Below are 16,294 nucleotides of genomic sequence, written 5' to 3' on the forward strand. Positions count from 1 at the left end.
ATACCACCTATGGGGCACAGCCACCTGAAGCGGATGGGCTATAGTAATTTGCAATACCCCGGTTCTCTCTGTGTGCCGGGGGACACCCTGGCAAAAAAGGATGTTGCGCGCGCCATGGCACTATTGGACGTCACGGATCTGAAAGTAAGCATCAAGGCAGGCGATCGGACGGCAGCAATTGTCGCCCCCCTTAGTCTGCGCCTTGCAAGGGGCAAATGCCTGGGCATTGTGGGGGAAAGCGGCTCCGGCAAAAGCACTGCGGCGATGGCCATTATGGGGCTGCTGGCAGGTGGGCCTTTGCAGGTCTCCGGGCAGATCCTTTTCGATGGCGCCGATCTGGCACAGCTCTCCGCAGCGGAGTTCCGCAAACTGCAGGGCACCGGCATTGCGATGATCTTCCAGGACCCGATGAGCAGCCTGAACCCGGTGATGCGGATCGGCGATCAGATTGTGGAATGCCTGCAGGCGCACCGGCGCCTGACCAGAGCCGAGGCCCGCCGCAAGGCCATCGAGGCGCTGGCACGGGTCGGAATGCCGGACCCCGAAGGCATGATGGCCCGCTATCCGCATCAGTTGAGCGGCGGCCAGCGCCAGCGCGTCATGATCGCCATGGCCATTGTCTTTGAGCCCAAGCTGCTGATCGCAGACGAGCCGACCACCGCGCTTGATCTGACGATCCAGGCGCAGATCCTGCAGCTCCTCAAAAAACTCTCACAGGATCTGAACATGGCGCTGGTGCTGATCACCCACGATCTGGGGGTGGTCGCCGGAATGGCCGATGAGGTGATCGTGCTTTATTCGGGGCGCGGCGTGGAGCGCGGACCCACCGCTGAGGTACTGGAAAACCCGCAGCATCCCTATACGCAAGGATTGCTGGGGGCGCATCCGTCAATGGACGGCGAGCACGCCCGGCTGACGCCCATTCCAGGAACCCCGCCGGCGATCTGGCAGCGGCCCTCGGGCTGCGCTTTCCGCGACCGCTGTCCGGCAGCATTTGACACCTGCGCCCTGGTTGAACCGCACCCCGTTGCAATGCCGCAGCAGGCGCATAAGGTCGCCTGCCTGCTGCACGCCAACCCTTTGCAGTCAAAGGAAACCGCATGAGGCCGACACCGTCCCCCGCGCTTAAGATCAGCAATCTTGCCGTCGAATTCCGTACCTCCGGCAGCCGGGCACTGTTTGAGAAACCCGCAACTTTCAAGGCGCTCAGCGATGTAACCTTGGAGATCCGGCAGGGCGAGGTGCTGGGCCTGATTGGTGAATCCGGCAGCGGCAAGACCACGCTGGGCAAGGCCATCGTCGGCCTCACCGGAACCTCTGCAGGCGGCATTCAAGTCAACGGGCAGCATATTGATCCTTCCTGTTTACCGGAGCGGCTCACTCTCGCGCGGCGGGTTCAGATGGTGTTCCAGGATCCCTATGCCTCGCTGCATCCCAGAAAGACCATCGGACGCATTCTGTCGGAACCGTTCAGGATCCAGAAAACCGCCTCGGGCCCTGAGCTCCAGTCCCGCGTCCGGGCGCTGCTGCGGCGCGTCGGGCTGAGCCCGGACCATGCGGCACGCTATCCCCAGCAGTTCAGCGGCGGTCAGCGCCAGCGCATCGCCATCGCAAGGGCGATTGCCAATGATCCGCCGGTGATCATCGCAGACGAGCCAGTCAGTGCCCTGGATGTATCGGTGCAGGCGCAGATCCTGAATCTGCTGGACGATTTGCGCGCCGAACAGAACATGGCGATGCTGTTTATCAGCCATGATTTGTCGGTGGTGCGGCACCTGTGCCAGCGTATTGCGGTGATGTATCTGGGCCGGATTGTCGAGATCGGTCCGTCAAAACAGATGACCGCCGCCCCTGCGCATCCCTATACAACGGCCCTGTTGTCGGCGGCGCCGCGGGTCAAGGCCAGGAACCGGGCGCAGGCCGCGCCGATTGTGCTGTCCGGCGACGTCCCCTCGCATGCCGCCATCCCCGCCGGCTGCCCTTTCCACACTCGCTGCTGGCTGTATGAGCAGAAGGGCTGCCCGGCCCGCTGCCGGACCGAAGTGCCGCAGCTGGAAACGCGGGCGGGTGGACGCCAGTCGGCCTGCTTTTTCCCGGATGAGGCGGCCAGACCGGCACCGCCCCCTGCAGCAGGCTGCCGCTAACTGCCACCGGTTTCCGCCAGCATCCAATCCCATAACGCCCGGACCGCAGTGCGCTTCAGATTGCGTTCCAGCGTCACAAGGCGGTATTGGCCGCCGCCGCGCAGGCTGACAGGACTTAGCACCTGCAGCTTGCCCGCGCGCACCAGCGGCTGCGCCAGCGTCCTGTCACACAGGCACATCCCCAGCCCGCGCGTGGCGGCATCAACTGCCAGCGCGGTATCGGAGAAGTTCAGCCCCTTGGCGCAATCCGCCCGCTCCAGTCCGACGGCCAGGAACCAGTTCTGCCAGTCATCGGGGTGTTCGTCATGGATCAGGGGGGCCTCACCCATGCGGTTCTGAAAATCCGCCGCCAGACCGGGGCCCGCCAGCGCAATGCGTTCCTCGCGCAAGAAAGGCGCCGCGGCAAAGCCTTCGCCGGCCGGCGCCTCTGTTGTCAGCGTGATGTCAAATTCGGATTCGGTGAGATCGACGTCGTGGCTGCCTGTATAAAGCCAAGGGTCCACATCGGGATGGCTGCCGCGCAACCGCGTCAGCCGGGGCGCCAGCCAGAGCGCCCCGAAAGCAGGCGGCATGTGGATGACCACAGAACCGGGCTTGGAATAGGCGTCCAGCCGCCGTACCCCCAGCCGCACCGTCTCCAGCGCCTCCTGGGCAGAGACCATCAGGTCGCGGCCGGCGTCTGTCAGTTCCACCCGCCGGCTGATGCGCAGGAACAGCGGCTGCTGCAGATGAGTCTCCAGCGTCCGGATCTGATGCGACACTGCCGATTGCGTCATGTTCAGCTCTTCCGCTGCCAGCGAGAAGCTGCCGAGCCGGGCCGCAGCTTCGAAACCGATCAGGGCGCCCAGCGGCGGTAAGGGGCGATAGGGGTTATTCATTAAAATCTCTCATCCTAACCCGTAGAATTCCGCGTTTGTGCATTACATATGCTCACATTTAGACTGTTCGGACAACATTTCCTGCATGATGGAGCCCTCCATGTCCGACCAGCAAACACCAAAATCCGCGGGCTTCCGCATGCCCGCTGAATGGGCGCCGCACCAGCGCACCTGGATGATGTGGCCGACGCGGGAAGGGTTCTGGCCCGATATGGAAGAGACCCGCCGCAACTACGCCGCCGTGGCCCGCGCCATCCGCGAATTCGAACCGCTGACCATGCTGGTCCGCCCCGAAGATGCGGCGGAAGCAAAGTCGCTGCTGGGGTCTGATATCGATGTCCTTACCAGCCCGATCGACGACAGCTGGGCACGCGATGCCGGCCCCTGTTTTCTGACCGATGGCAAGGGTGGCCGCGCCGGCGTGTCCTTTGGCTTCAACGCCTGGGGCGGCAAATACCAGCCGTTTGATGGCGATAATGCCGCTGCGGATGCGATTCTGAACGCCGCCGGTGTGCCTATCTTCCACTCCGGTCTGATCGCCGAAGGCGGCGGCGTCTCTGTCGATGGCGAAGGCACCATCCTGACCACCGAGAGCTGCTTTCCCAATGCCAACCGCAATCCCGGCTGGAACCGCGACCGCATCGAGGAAGAGCTGAAAGCCATGCTCGGCGGTGACAAGGTGATCTGGCTGCCCGGCAACGTGGAAGAAACCGAAACCGACGGCCATGTCGACGGCATCGCAACCTTTGTCGCGCCGGGCGTGGTGCTGATCGAGGCGGAAGGCCGGGCAGATCACGACTGGCACGCTATCAATCTGGCCAATATCAGCGCGATGGAAGACCAGACCGACGCCAAGGGCCGCAGCCTCAGGCTGGTGAAGATCCCCGATGCCGCCAGCGCGGTCTCGGACGACCCGCGGTTCTGCCGCTCCTACGTCAATTCCTACATCTGCAACGGCGGTGTGGTGATGCCGGAGTATGGAATCCGCGAAGACGGGCTGGTGCGCGAAACCTTCGAAGAACTCTTCCCCGGCCGCCGGGTGGCGCAAGTGCCAATCCCTGCCATCGCCATTGGCGGCGGCGGCATCCATTGTATTACCCAGCAGGAGCCCGCAGCATGAACATGCTTACCTCAACAGACCTGACCGCAGCCCTTGCCAGCGGCAAAAGCCCCGGAGAACTGGGCTTTGTCATGCCGATCGAAACTGCGCATCATACCGCCTGCTGGATGGCCTGGCCTTGGGACGGCCACGAAGACAACTGGGGCAGCGGCCTGGCTGCCGCGCAGGAGAACTTTGTGCGGGTCGCAACTGCGATCTTAAGGTTTGAGCCGGTCCGGGTGGCCGCGCACCCCGATCACGCAAGCTTTGCGCGCCGTCTGCTGCCGCCTCAGGCCGATGTCGTACCGCTGGCGCAGAATGACCACTGGTTCCGCGACACCGGCCCGCTGTTCGTGAACGATGGCAACGGGCGGACCATCGGGTCCAATCTGATTTTCAACTGCTGGGGCGAAAAGTTTCCGGACTACGAGCTTGATGCAGGCATCGGTGCCGCACTGGTACGCCACCTCAACCTGCCGCTGTTCCAGTCCCCCTTGACCGGCGAAGGCGGCGGCTTGCATGTGGATGGCCGCGGCACCGTCATCACGACGGAGACCTGCTTTCTCAATCCCAACCGTAATCCGGGCATGACCAAGGCGGATGTGGAACGCGAACTGTTCCATGCCATCGGCGCCCGCAAGGTCATCTGGCTGCCGGGCGACGAGGAGGAATGGATCACCGACGGCCATATCGACGGTATGCTGACCTTCACAGCGCCGGGCAAGCTGCTGTTCGAACGCAACCCGGACCCGGCAAACCCGCGCCACAGGGTCTGTGAGGAAAACCTGAAAGCCCTGCGCGGCCAGACCGATGCCGATGGCCGGGAGATCGAGATCGGGCTGATCGACGAGGCCTATATGGTCGAACCCGAAACCGACACGACGGCCCTGTCTTATGTGAACGCCTATATCGCAAACGGCGGCGTGGTGGTCCCATCCTTCGGAACGCCCACTGATGCGGCAGCGCTGGAAATCTTCGCCAAGGCTTTCCCCAACCGCGAGATCCTGGCGGTGGATATGCGCGGGATCTGCCATGCCGGCGGCGGCATCCACTGCATGACACAGCAGCAGCCGGCCTAGATGCCAACAGGCGGTCAAGGATTTTCTGATATGAACGTTGGGAATCACGATGTTTGACGCAAGGACGATGATGCAAAGCTCCAACAGAACTGGTGAGTCAGGCTGCCTTGCAGGCCTAGCCCGGGCCATCAAGCTTGCCGGGCAGGACGGGTTCCTGGCCGCCCTCGCAGACCTGTGCCAATCGGCATCAGGATATGACAGCACCTTCATTGCAGCCTTTTTCCCGGATCACCCGCCGATGGAGCTGTTCGACAACCTGTCGGATGAATACAGCGCTGCGACGATCAAGCCCTATCTGGATTTCGCCTATTTCCTCGACCCTTTTTACAATCTCTTCCAACAGGGGATCGGGGACCGCGTGGTCACGCTTGGCGAATGCGCGCCTGATGATTTCATGTCGTCAGAATACTACCAGACCTTCTATGCAGACACCGGTCTGTTTGACGAAACCAGCGTGTTCGTCGCCTTCGGGAGCGGCGCTGCCGCGGTGATCTCGCTGGGCAGCAGGGAGGAAGGCTTCCAGTTTGGTCCGGATCAAAGGGCCGCGCTTGCCGGGCTGCTGCCCTGCATTGCGGCGCTGTGCCGCCGCCATTGGCCTGCGCTGGACCCCAATTCTCTGGCCGGCAGCGGCCGCATGGGGCTGCATCTGAAAAAGTCCTTTGACCGGTTCGCCACCTCGATGCTGAGCGGGCGTGAGGTCGAAATCGTGCAGCTGATCCTGAAGGGGCATTCCTCGAAGTCGATTGCACGCGAGCTGGGCAACAGCCCGGAAACGGTCAAGGTCCACCGCAAGCGTATTCACAACAAGCTGGGTATCACCTCGCAGGGCGAACTTTTCTCGCTGTTTCTTGAGGCATTGACCCGGGCCCCAGCCAATGCAACCGGTGACCCGCTCAGCTACCTCGACAGGCCGGTGAGCGGGCAGCTCTGAGTTCATTCGGCGAACAGCCCCGCGTCATCAAAGACCGCTTCGCCCTGCAGCAGGGTCGCCTCAATGGCAACGCTGCTGATCTGGTTGGTCGGGATCTTCAGGATGTCTTTACTGAGCACCGCCAGATCCGCGAATTTGCCAACCTCGATGGAGCCGGTCCGGTCCTCGTGGCGCAGGGCAATGGCCGGGTTGATCGTCATCGCTGCGATGGCCGTGGCGACATCGGGCAGGCCGTTGTGCCTGCGGCTGACCGCCGTTTCGATCTTGATCAGCGGATTCAGCTCATCCGCGTCCCAGTCACTTGACAGCGTAACTGTTGCTCCGGCTTCCAGCAGTGCCCCGACAGGCAGCAGCCTATCGGTGCGGTCGCCGATGAACTCAGCCATGAAGGCCTTGTAGTCCCCGGCTACCGCGCTGGGTGCCAGCTGCAAATCGGCAATGACGCCAAGCTCGGCAAAGCGGGGGTAATCGGCGGGGTCGGCAAGGTAAAGATGGGTCAGCCGATGCGGTCCAGATTCCGGCGCGGCCTGGGCAATCGCGTCCAGCGCCAGCCGCGCGCCGTAGTCCCCGGTCACATGGAAATGCAGCTGAAAGCCAGTTGCGGCAAGTTCCCGCGCGGCGCGCATCAGTTCGTCTTTCTCGAAATAGAGATACCCGTATTCCTCGCCGTCCTGCAGGTCCAGCCCTGCTTCATAAGGTTCCAGCAAGGCGCCTGTGGCCTGGCTCAGGATGCCATCGACATAGATCTTGGCGACGTTGAAGCGCACCAGCCGGTCCGGGTCGTTGTGGTAGAGGGTCTTGATCTCCGCGATTTGTGCGTCCAATGGCCGGTCGGGATAGATGTAAAAGGCGTTCGAGGCCCGCAGGGGCAGCTCACCCGCTTCCTCGGCCCAATCCCACACTTTGTGGTGGCCCTGCGGCCAATATCCGCCTGCATCACTGATCGAAGTGATCCCGTTGGCATTCAGTTCTGCTGCCGCGTTCAGCAGGCTGTCATAGGCAAAGTCCAAGTTCTCCTGAGTTGGCGGGAAGGCAAGTGTGCGCAGGTTGTGCGGTGCGTTTTCCTGCACCACCCCGTTGGGCCGCCCATCATCCCCGCGCAGGATGATGTTGCCGTTAGCCGCATCCTCGGCCGTGTCATATCCCGCTGCCTGCAGCGCCAGGGAATTGGCCCAGGCGCCATGGCCGATGTCGTCGAGGATCATCACCGGGCGGTCCGGCGAGATTTCGTCAAGCACCGTAACCGGGTTGCTGTGCAATTCCAGCAGGCTGACCATATTCACTCCGGCCCCCAGCACCCAGGCGCCGGTCTCGCCGTTTTCGGCGCAGTCCCGTACCGTGGCCCTGTAGCCCGCAAGCGTGTCGAAGGCTTCGAACGGGCAGAGAACCGCATTCACCCCGGCCTCTACCGCATGCAGGTGGATGTCCTGGAACCCCGGCAGCACCATTCGCCCGCCCAGATCCACAATCTCCGAGTCTTCACCTGCGGCAGCCAGTACCTCAGCCTCGCTGCCAACGGCGGTAATGATGCCGTCTTCATCAATGGCAAGCGCCTCGGCCCAGCTGCGCGCCTCATCCACCGTGTAAATGGCAGCGTTGGTCAGCACCAGCCTGTCCGCATTTGCGGCACCGCCTGCCAAAAGGGCCCACCCCGCCGCAACCGCGCAGAGATGTTTCATGTCGCACCTTTCTGTTTCTTTATTTTGTCAAACACATACCGGGGATAGGTGGACTTTGCATCCCGTGCGGCACCGGCGCTGACTGAGACCGTGGCATAGGGCTGCTCCTCGGTGGTCACCGCGAGAAGTTCCCCGTCCGGATCCACCGCCACGGAACGCCCCTCAAAAGCAAAGCTTCCTGCCGGATAGGCGAAATTCGAAGACAGGACATAACAGCCGGTCCGCACCGCCAAGGCACGGGCGCCGGAGACCCAGATATCGCTGCCCAGATCCGGCGTTGCGCGGGGCACCAGAAGCACTTCTGCCCCCGCCTGCGACAGGCGGCAGCCATGCGCCGGGTCCCAAAGCTCGGTGCAGATGGCAAAACCGATCCGCAGTCCGTTCCAATCCAGCGGCGCCGATTGCTGCGCACCCGCTCCATACCAGCGGCTCTCCCAGTAACCGTCTTCCTCCGGCAGGGCCGCTTTCTCGTGCCGCACGTCGGCGAACCGGCTGTCCTGCCACAGGAAAGCACGGTTTCTGGGCTGGCCGCCTGCATTCAGGACCGGCCGTGATCCCGCCAAACCCGTTCCCAGCTGCTCACCCAGTTCATCCAGACCGCTCTCGTGGTCATGGACAGACTGGTCCCACAGCGCCGCGTCACGTTCCGGACTGATGGCCAGCCAAGCGCTCAGCGGCATTTCCGGCAGCAGCACAAGTTCGCTCTGCTCTGCCGCCGCATGGGCGGCCAATGCGTCCGCTTGCGCCGCCCTTGCCTGCGGCCGCGGATCCCAATCGGCAATGGTAATCCTCATGCCGTGCCCCCCGCCAATGCCCGCACGCCCGCTGCCTGCAGCGCAACATCCAGCAGCACGTTCGCACCGGCCTCGACATGCTCCGGTGCCGTGTATTCCCGCGCGTTGTGGCTGATGCCATCACGGCAGGGCACAAAAATCATCGTTGCGGGTGCCAGTTTGGCAAGATGGAACGCATCATGCCCGGCTCCGGAGACCATATCCCGGGAGGGATAGCCCCGCGCTGCAGCACCGGTTCGCACCGCCTCAATCAATTGCGGATCGAATGACACCGCGGGCGAGTGCCAGATCTGCTCAAGACGAATATCCACGCCCTCGGCCGCGGTATTCAATCGTGCAATACCCTCGGCCAACGCGCCATGCATGTGCTCCAGCGTGGCCTCGCCGGGATGGCGCAAATCGACCGACAGGCAAACCTGACCTGGCACTACATTGATCGAACCCGGCAGCGTTTCGATTTTTCCGATGGTCGCGCGGGCATCGGGATCCGCCAGGCCGCTCCGGTAAACAAGCTCCGTCACTGCTGCCAGATGCCGCACCGGATCGCGCCGCATCGCCATGGGCATCGGACCTGCGTGGGTATCTTCGCCGCTCAGTGTCAGGGTATACCAGCGGATTGCCTGTCCGCCGGTGACGACGCCGATGGTCTTCTCCTCCTGTTCAAGGACCGGCCCCTGCTCGATATGCAGTTCCAGATAGCTGCCGGTGGCGCGGTTTCCCGGCTCCATACCGCTATCGTAGCCAAACCGTTTGAGTTCCCGCGCAACCGGGACGCCGGATGCGTCGGTCACCGCCAGTGCTTCTGCAAGGGGATGCACACCGCAATGAACGCCCGAGCCCATCATGGCGGGCTGAAACCGGGCGCCTTCCTCGTTGGTCCACACGGCGACTTCTACCGGCGTCTCTGTTGCAATGCCAAGATCTTCAAGCGTTTCCAGGACTTCCAATCCGGCCAGCACCCCCAGCACACCGTCGAACCGGCCGCCATTGGGCTGCGTGTCCAGATGGCTGCCGATGACAACCGGAGGCGCTGCCGGGTTCCGGCCCGCACGGCGGACGAACAGGTTGCCGATCTTGTCAAAGACCGGTGCAAAGCCCCGGTTTTTGCACCATGCAAGAAACAATTCGCGGCCGTCCTCGTCATCCTGGCTGAGCGACAGCCGGTGCGAACCGCCGTTTGTTGTGGAACCGATTTCGGCCATGTCCATTAGCCGGGACCAAAGCCGGGTTCCGTCTACCGAGTAACCTGTCATCGAACGCTCCTTCAAAACCTCGCGAAGTACCCGCATGATCCCCGCCGCGGCAGCTTCCCGGTAGTCCCCCATCTGTGGGACTGGAAAACCGCCCCCGGTATCGTGGTGCTTCAGGTGCCGCTTTTGGCAGTCCTCTTCAGGCTGACAGCGATTGCACGCGCAGGTGGCATCGAAAGCCGATTGGCACTGGACATACGGGTTGTCCGGAAACTGCGGCGTAGTGAAGGATAACGGGTGACTTTGGTTGACCGGAAAATGTTTCACCTCCGAGAACTGCTTATTGTCGCTGTTGGAGACCACTGGGGTGTCCCTTCAAAGGGGCTGCAATGAACGTGAAGTCCCCTCAACCACGACCTGCTCCCGCCGGGCTGGTCCGTGTAGCGGCCGCAGGCGGAACAATAGAGCGCGATGTTCCCCCGAATGCGGGTTTGGACACGGATTTCGACCGCAAGCTCTGCATCCACATGGCCAGCCGGGCGGCGGAGCGGAAAGGTGGTCGCGGGAATTCAGACCAGTTGCTAAGACGCCGATGTCCGTATCTGCCCTGTCGCGCATGTAAACATGCGCTGCCGGACAGTGAATGGATGGCCGGGGCCGTTGGATCGGCAACCGGACGGTTGAGCGGTTGCGGCGGTCCCTGAAGGGCGAATGTGTCTGCCTAAACGCTTTTGAAACCGGCTCTGAAGCCCGTGCGGGGATCAGTACACGGATGGCCTGTTACAACGCCGAACGCCGGCATTCGACCCATGGCATCTTGCCCCCCGGATGAGGCCTGTGAAAGCAAAATAGAAACCATGAGAATGGCAGCCTGATGCGAAACCCTGATCCACCTTAAACGGGCTGCAAACTAGTCAAAAAAGCGCGACCACCTCTGTTCAGTAGCGGCCGCAATCACAGCATCAACCGGTCTTGCCTGAACAAGCAGAATGGCATTCGCTTCGTGCCACCGGCAAGAGCTGGAGCCGCAAGTTCCTTGACCGGGGAATTGAGAGTGTATATCGGGTCAACACCACACATCAAAAGCGTATTAGCAAGATTACAGCCACCTGAACGAAGGTGCAGAGTCCAGTCAAACGTTAAAATTTCTGCTGCTGAAAACAGCTGAACGAAACTTTAACAACGGGCGGTGCCCGCCTTTGGACTTAAAACCGGCTATGCGTCTTGCCTTTGCCTGCCTTTTGGTTTCCTTGTTAGCGGTTGCTTCTGCGGCACAAAGCTTCCCGGTGAGGCTTGAAACCCGTTTTGGGGACGCAACCATCCCGGCAAAACCCCGCCGCATCGTTTCGATCAGCTTTATCGGCCATGACTTCCTGCTGTCGCTTGGAGAAACCCCGGCCGCCTTGCGGAATTGGTATGGCAACGATCCTTCCGGCGTCTGGCCCTGGGCCCTGGAGGTCATGGGAGAGCGCCGCCCGGCGGTCTTGCGGGGCGGCATAGATATCGAGGCGGTTGCCGCGCTTGAACCCGATCTGATCGCCGCCCAGTGGTCTGGCATCACAGAACGGGAATACGCCCTTTTGTCCCGCATTGCCCCCACCCTTGCACCGCCGGCCGGGTTTGGTGATTACGGTACCCCCTGGCAACTGATGCTGCGGCGGCTCGGCGCTGCCACTGGCACTGCGGACCGGGCGGAGGCGGTAATCGCACGCATCGGCAAGCGTTTCGAAGAACTGCGTGCAAGCCATCCCGATTGGCAAGGCGCCAGCGCCGCCATGGTCTGGGCCGGGCAGACCGGAGCATTCACCAGCCGCGATATCCGCGGCCGCTTCCTGGAAGATCTCGGCTTTCAAGTGCCCGCTGAAATCAACACGGCCGCAGGCGTCAACAGTTTTCACGCGCTGATCCCGGCCGAGGCCCCCGCACCTATCGACGCGGATGTGCTGATCTGGCTCGACTACGGCGGTTCTGCGCCGGAAATTGCCCGGATGCCGCTGCGCCCGACCCTGCGCGCCTACAGGGAGGGCAGGGAAATCCACGCAGATCCGCTACTGGCCGCTGCTCTGTCCCACTCCAGCCCGCTCAGCCTGGATTACGCGCTCGACCGCCTGGTGCCGCTGCTGGAGGCAGCATCGGACGGTAGCCCCGCGACACCGGTTCCCGGAATGGCCGAGGCCGGACTGCTGCCTGGGGATTCTTGAGATGCCTGACACCGCACTTGCCCTGGTAGCCCCTCGCCGCCGCGCCGCCCTTTCCAGCCGTGCGCTTTGGCTGACTGGATCGCTTGCGGCATTGATACTGCTAGCAGCAGTATCGCTGCGGCTGGGCCTGCGCCCCGTCAGCTGGGCCGAGGTCTGGCAGGCTATGAGCGCTTATGACCCGGCCAGCGCAGAACAGATCGTCATCCGGCAGTTGCGGCTGCCGCGGCTGCTCGGCGCTGTCCTGACAGGTGCCGCGCTGGGAATTTCCGGAGCGCTGATCCAGGGGCTGACCCGCAACCCTCTGGCCGACCCGGGCCTTCTCGGCATCAACGGCGGCGCCGCGCTGGCGGTGACCGGCTGCATCCTGCTGCTAGGCATCACCGATCCCGCGGGCTTTGTTTGGGCCGCCCTTGGCGGTGCGCTGGCGGCAGCCCTGTTGGTGGCCGTGCTCAGCGGCGGTTCTCTGGCCAGCCCGCTGAGGCTGCTGCTGGCCGGCGCCGCCATCAGCTCTTTGTTCCTTGCTCTTACCCGGGCGCTGCTGCTGGCCAGCCAGCAGGCGCTGGACGTTTACCGTTTCTGGGTACTCGGCGGCTTTGACGGGATCCAAGTAGAGACAATCGCGGCGCTCGCTCCCTTTTTCGCTTTGGGCGCGCTGGCAGCGGCGGCGGCAGCGTCAGGCCTCGACGCCCTGCTGTTGGGCGAAGACAGCGCCCGTGGCCTGGGTGTGCGCACCGGCGCGGCGCGGCTGCTGGCTGGCGCCGCCATCGTGTTGCTAAGCGGCAGTGCTGTCGCCTTGGCTGGCCCGATTGCTTTTGCGGGTCTGATCGTGCCGCATCTGGCCCGCTGGGCCGCTGGGCCAGGCCTGCGCTGGAGCCTTGCCCTGTCTGCCCCCTTTGGTGCCATTCTTCTGCTTGGCGCCGATCTGGCCGGTCGCCTGCCGTTCTTTGGCGGCAGCCTGCAGGCCGGGGTGATGACCGCGCTGCTGGGCGGGCCTGCATTGATCTGGATGGTACGCCGGAACGGAGCCCGAAGCCTGTGAACTGGACCTTTCGTATCGCCTCCCTCTCGCTGCAGATCCCGCGCCAGGCCGTTCTGTCTGGCGCTTTGCTGCTGGCCGTGCTGCTGGCGCTGGCCGCATTTGCAGCACAGCTTGGCAGCTACCCTCTTGGCTTCACCCGCAGCTTGCAGGTGCTGGCAGGTCAGGGCAGCGCTATGGAACAACTGGTTCTGCTTGATCTCCGCCTGCCGCGCATCTTGTCCGCTCTCGGCGCCGGAGCCGCATTTGGCCTCTCCGGGGCTATCTTCCAAGCGATGCTGCGCAACCCGCTCGCCTCGCCCGATGTGATCGGCTTCAACGCTGGCGCCAGCTGCGGCGCCCTGGCGGCGCTGATCCTCACCGGGGGCCTGGTGCTGCCAGGCGCAATTGCCGGGGCGCTGCTGACCGCCGCCGCCGTCACCCTGCTGTCGTGGAAGGGCGGGTTGTCCCCTGCCCGGCTGATCCTCACCGGTATCGGTGCCGGTCTCGCGCTCAGTGCAACCGCCGACCTGTTGCTCAGCCGCCTTGACATCCAAAGCGCCGTCAGCATGGCGCATTGGCTCACCGGCTCGCTGAACGCGCGCAACTGGGACGACGCGGCCCAGGTCTGGGCCGGGCTGGCCCTGCTGGCGCCTCTGGCGCTCTGGCTGCAGTTCCCGCTTGCCCGGCTGCCTCTGGGCGAGGAGACCGCCGCCGGGCTGGGCCTGAACCTGCCTGCGCTGCGGCTGACACTCACCGTGACCGGCACCCTGCTGGCCGCACTGGCGGTCAGCACCGCCGGGCCGCTGCCCTTTGTGGCCTTTGCCGCGGGTCCCCTCGCCCGCGCGCTTAGACCCGGCGGGCACCCAGCCCTGCCAGGCGCGGCCCTTGCGGGCGCGCTGATCACCCTGCTTGCCGATACCGTTTCCCGTGCTCTGCCCGGGATCCAGCTGCCCGCCGGCGTTTTCACCGCCCTTGCCGGCGCGCCGTTGCTGATCTGGATGCTGCTGCGCCACTTCCGCAAAGGACCGTTCTGATGCTCAACGCCTCCAACCCCCCAAACGCCCGCCTGCGTGCAGAGAACCTATCGGCTGCCTATGCCGGGACCCATGTGCTCACTGACCTGAACGCAGAAATCCCCGATGGCAGCATTACGGTCATCGCCGGCCCCAACGCCTGCGGCAAATCCACCCTGCTGCGCGCCCTGGCACGGCTGCAGCCCGCCGCCGCGGGCCAGGTCGTGCTGGACGGCAAGGCAATCCACCGTCAGCCCAGCCGCTCTGTCGCACAAAGGCTGGCGATCCTGCCGCAATCCCCCGCAGCCCCCGAAGGGATGACCGTCCGCGACCTTGCCGCCCGCGGCCGCACTCCGCATCAGTCCCCTTTGCGGCAATGGTCCCGCCAGGATGCCGCCGCCATTGATCAGGCGCTGGAACGCACCGGCATGGCCCCCCTTGCCACAAGGCCGCTTGAGGCGCTTTCCGGCGGCCAGCGCCAGCGCGCCTGGATTGCCATGGCGCTGGCTCAGGACACCGGTATTCTGCTGCTGGACGAGCCCACCACCTACCTTGATCTGCCGCATCAGATCGAGCTTTTGAAACTGGTGCAGGCACTCAACCGCGAGACCGGGCGCACCATCGCCATGGTGCTGCATGACATCAACCTCGCGGCGCGCTTTGCCACCCATATGATCACTCTCAAGTCCGGCCGCGTTCATTGCCAGGGCACTCCGGCCAAAGTGGTCACCGAGACCGTCATGCAGGAGGTGTTCGGTCTCCCATGCCGGATCATCCCAGACCCGCTGCATGGCACCCCCCACGTGATCCCGGAATGAGGCCCGCACCGATGAACAGCCTTCCCAGCTTCCCCCTGCAGGCCGAGGCCGATCTGCCCGCCTTGCCCTTTGCCGCCGCCCGACCGGCACTGCGCGCCATGGCGCAAGAGCATGAATTGCCGGTCGTCCACGATACTGAAGCCAGCCTCACGATCGAAGTCCCCGCTTTTGGCCGCTACCGCTTTACCGCGGAGGGAACAGGCACCGCGATCCGGGTATCAGCTGCGCTGCCGGACCGGCTCCACATGCTGAAAGAGGGCTTTGCCGAGCACCTCGAACACCTGCAGCCTGGAGCGGCGGCTTCACTCCGCTGGCCGGATAATGGCGTCGTAAGCACACGGCCTCCGGATGTGCAATTCACCACCTTGCTCTCCGTCATTCCGCTGGGCCGCAGTTTTCTGCGCATCCGCTTGCAGGCGCAGGATTTGTCCGGCTTCGGCGACGACGCCATCCACTTCCGCCTGCTGCTGCCGCCCGCAGGCTGCACCGATCCGGAGTACCCAAAGCTCGATGCCGGCGGCCGGACAGTTTGGCCCAAAGGCGCCAAGACGCTGCACCGGCCGGTCTATACCGCCCGCAACGTCTGCGCCCAAAGCGGTCTGCTGGAATTCGACCTGTTCCTGCATGCCGGCGGCCGGGCCTCTGCCTGGGCACAAAACGCTGCAGCGGGTGATCAGCTGACCATCGCAGGCCCCGGCGGCGGCGGCATTCCGAATACGGAAGAAATCCTGCTTTACGCTGATGAGACCGCCATTCCCGCAGCAGCCCGCATTCTCGAAACCCTGCCGCCCGGCACTTGCGGCAGCGCCACGCTGCTTGCGGATGGCGGCGCCGCCTGCGGATATCCGGTCACCGCCCCGCCCGGCATTTCCTTGCGCTGGCTGGACCGGCGGGTCGGAGACAGCCTCGGCCGCTGCGCCCGGGCGGACTTCCCGCAGCACCCCGGCGCCTTCCTCTGGTTCGCCGGCGAAAAATCCGAGGCCCAACCTGTACGCGCCGCCGCCCGGGCAGCCGGCGTGCCGCCTGGCCAAAGCTATATCGCAGCCTATTGGAGCCTGCCGTAACCCATCGACTTGCCGCCGCAACGCTGCGGCGAGGTTCCGGTCTGCAGGGCGTTCCATCTCTCTGCCTGCGGACCTAACGGGACATGAGGAGCCGGAAAAAACCGCTCCAAATCAAGAGTTACGGCCACGCCACCGTTGACTCTTCACCCGTTAAATGTATGGTGCCGCCACCCAGGAACCTCCCAGGCGATATTTGCAATTTGCCAACCAATAGGGCCGGTTTCCTGCTGCAGCGCAGCCTGGCCGAAAAACCTGGGACTACAGTGATGACAACCCTACCCTCCCCGGCCGCTACCGGCCGGCCCGCTTTGCGAGCGCTGCTTTGCGGCACCGCGCTTAGCGCCTCTGCGTTCGCCGCCCATCCCGCTTCAGCACAGGAAGAGGAC

The 16,294-nt window shown here is 63.9% G+C and carries 14 protein-coding genes and 1 pseudogene; 11 read left to right on the top strand and 4 right to left on the bottom strand.

The annotated features are described in order from the left end of the window. Positions 1-114: 114 nt before the first annotated feature. Positions 115-1,104, top strand: a complete 990-nt coding sequence (locus tag K3557_RS13290) for an ABC transporter ATP-binding protein (protein ID WP_259994456.1) — start codon at positions 115-117, stop codon at positions 1,102-1,104. Then, positions 1,101-2,144, top strand: coding sequence for an ABC transporter ATP-binding protein (locus tag K3557_RS13295; protein ID WP_259994457.1), 1,044 nt, complete (start codon positions 1,101-1,103; stop codon positions 2,142-2,144). Before K3557_RS13290 ends, K3557_RS13295 begins: the two co-directional genes overlap by 4 nt. Here the strand turns inward: K3557_RS13295 and K3557_RS13300 are convergent. Then, the gene (locus K3557_RS13300) at positions 2,141-3,022 is read right to left on the bottom strand and encodes a LysR substrate-binding domain-containing protein (RefSeq protein ID WP_259994458.1); all 882 of its coding nucleotides are present in this window, start codon (positions 3,020-3,022) and stop codon (positions 2,141-2,143) included. The two genes, K3557_RS13295 and K3557_RS13300, sit on opposite strands and share 4 nt — an antisense overlap. 100 nt (positions 3,023-3,122) lie before the next feature. Between K3557_RS13300 and K3557_RS13305 the strand changes: the two genes are divergently transcribed. Genes K3557_RS13305 through K3557_RS13315 form a run of 3 tightly spaced genes read left to right on the top strand, consistent with a single transcriptional unit; the run spans position 3,123 to position 6,131 of the window. After that, positions 3,123-4,142 (top strand): agmatine/peptidylarginine deiminase, encoded by a 1,020-nt coding sequence (locus K3557_RS13305; protein ID WP_259994459.1) that lies wholly within the window; start codon positions 3,123-3,125, stop codon positions 4,140-4,142. Next, entirely contained in the window at positions 4,139-5,200 is a 1,062-nt protein-coding gene (locus K3557_RS13310; RefSeq protein ID WP_259994460.1) for an agmatine/peptidylarginine deiminase, read from the top strand. The genes K3557_RS13305 and K3557_RS13310 overlap by 4 nt, the downstream gene beginning before the upstream one ends. Before the next feature lie 49 nt (positions 5,201-5,249). Continuing rightward, on the top strand, positions 5,250-6,131 hold the full coding sequence (locus K3557_RS13315; RefSeq protein WP_259994463.1) for a helix-turn-helix transcriptional regulator: 882 nt from the start codon (positions 5,250-5,252) through the stop codon (positions 6,129-6,131). 2 nt (positions 6,132-6,133) lie between these two features. On the opposite strand, the gene K3557_RS13320 is transcribed toward K3557_RS13315, so the two are convergent. The 3 genes from K3557_RS13320 to K3557_RS13330 are packed head-to-tail and all read right to left on the bottom strand — an operon-like array spanning position 6,134 to position 9,929. Continuing rightward, positions 6,134-7,810: an amidohydrolase gene (locus K3557_RS13320; RefSeq protein ID WP_259994465.1), complete on the bottom strand. Its 1,677-nt coding sequence runs from the start codon at positions 7,808-7,810 to the stop codon at positions 6,134-6,136. Further along, the gene (locus K3557_RS13325; protein ID WP_259994467.1) at positions 7,807-8,604 is read right to left on the bottom strand and encodes a carbon-nitrogen hydrolase family protein; all 798 of its coding nucleotides are present in this window, start codon (positions 8,602-8,604) and stop codon (positions 7,807-7,809) included. The genes K3557_RS13320 and K3557_RS13325 overlap by 4 nt, the downstream gene beginning before the upstream one ends. Beyond that, entirely contained in the window at positions 8,601-9,929 is a 1,329-nt protein-coding gene (locus tag K3557_RS13330; RefSeq protein ID WP_259994468.1) for a Zn-dependent hydrolase, read from the bottom strand. Before K3557_RS13330 ends, K3557_RS13325 begins: the two co-directional genes overlap by 4 nt. 508 nt (positions 9,930-10,437) lie before the next feature. On the opposite strand from K3557_RS13330, the pseudogene K3557_RS13335 reads away from it, so the two are divergent. The 6 genes and pseudogenes from K3557_RS13335 to K3557_RS13360 form a co-directional block, all read left to right on the top strand. Next, positions 10,438-10,608 (top strand): annotated as a pseudogene (locus tag K3557_RS13335) (integrase core domain-containing protein); the annotation flags it as partial. Between the two features lie 472 nt (positions 10,609-11,080). Further along, positions 11,081-11,995: an ABC transporter substrate-binding protein gene (locus K3557_RS13340; protein WP_259994469.1), complete on the top strand. Its 915-nt coding sequence runs from the start codon at positions 11,081-11,083 to the stop codon at positions 11,993-11,995. 1 nt (position 11,996) lies between these two features. Continuing rightward, entirely contained in the window at positions 11,997-13,034 is a 1,038-nt protein-coding gene (locus K3557_RS13345) for an iron ABC transporter permease (RefSeq protein ID WP_259994470.1), read from the top strand. Beyond that, complete coding sequence (locus K3557_RS13350) at positions 13,031-14,047, top strand: iron chelate uptake ABC transporter family permease subunit (RefSeq protein WP_259994471.1); 1,017 nt, start codon at positions 13,031-13,033, stop codon at positions 14,045-14,047. Before K3557_RS13345 ends, K3557_RS13350 begins: the two co-directional genes overlap by 4 nt. Continuing rightward, positions 14,047-14,844 carry an ABC transporter ATP-binding protein gene (locus K3557_RS13355; protein WP_259994472.1) on the top strand — a complete coding sequence of 266 codons (798 nt, stop codon included), beginning with the start codon at positions 14,047-14,049 and terminating at the stop codon, positions 14,842-14,844. Before K3557_RS13350 ends, K3557_RS13355 begins: the two co-directional genes overlap by 1 nt. 11 nt (positions 14,845-14,855) lie before the next feature. Continuing rightward, positions 14,856-15,908, top strand: coding sequence for a siderophore-interacting protein (locus K3557_RS13360; protein WP_259994473.1), 1,053 nt, complete (start codon positions 14,856-14,858; stop codon positions 15,906-15,908). Positions 15,909-16,294 lie beyond the last annotated feature (386 nt).

The organism is Leisingera sp. M523 (genome assembly GCF_025141335.1).
Lineage (GTDB): Bacteria > Pseudomonadota > Alphaproteobacteria > Rhodobacterales > Rhodobacteraceae > Leisingera.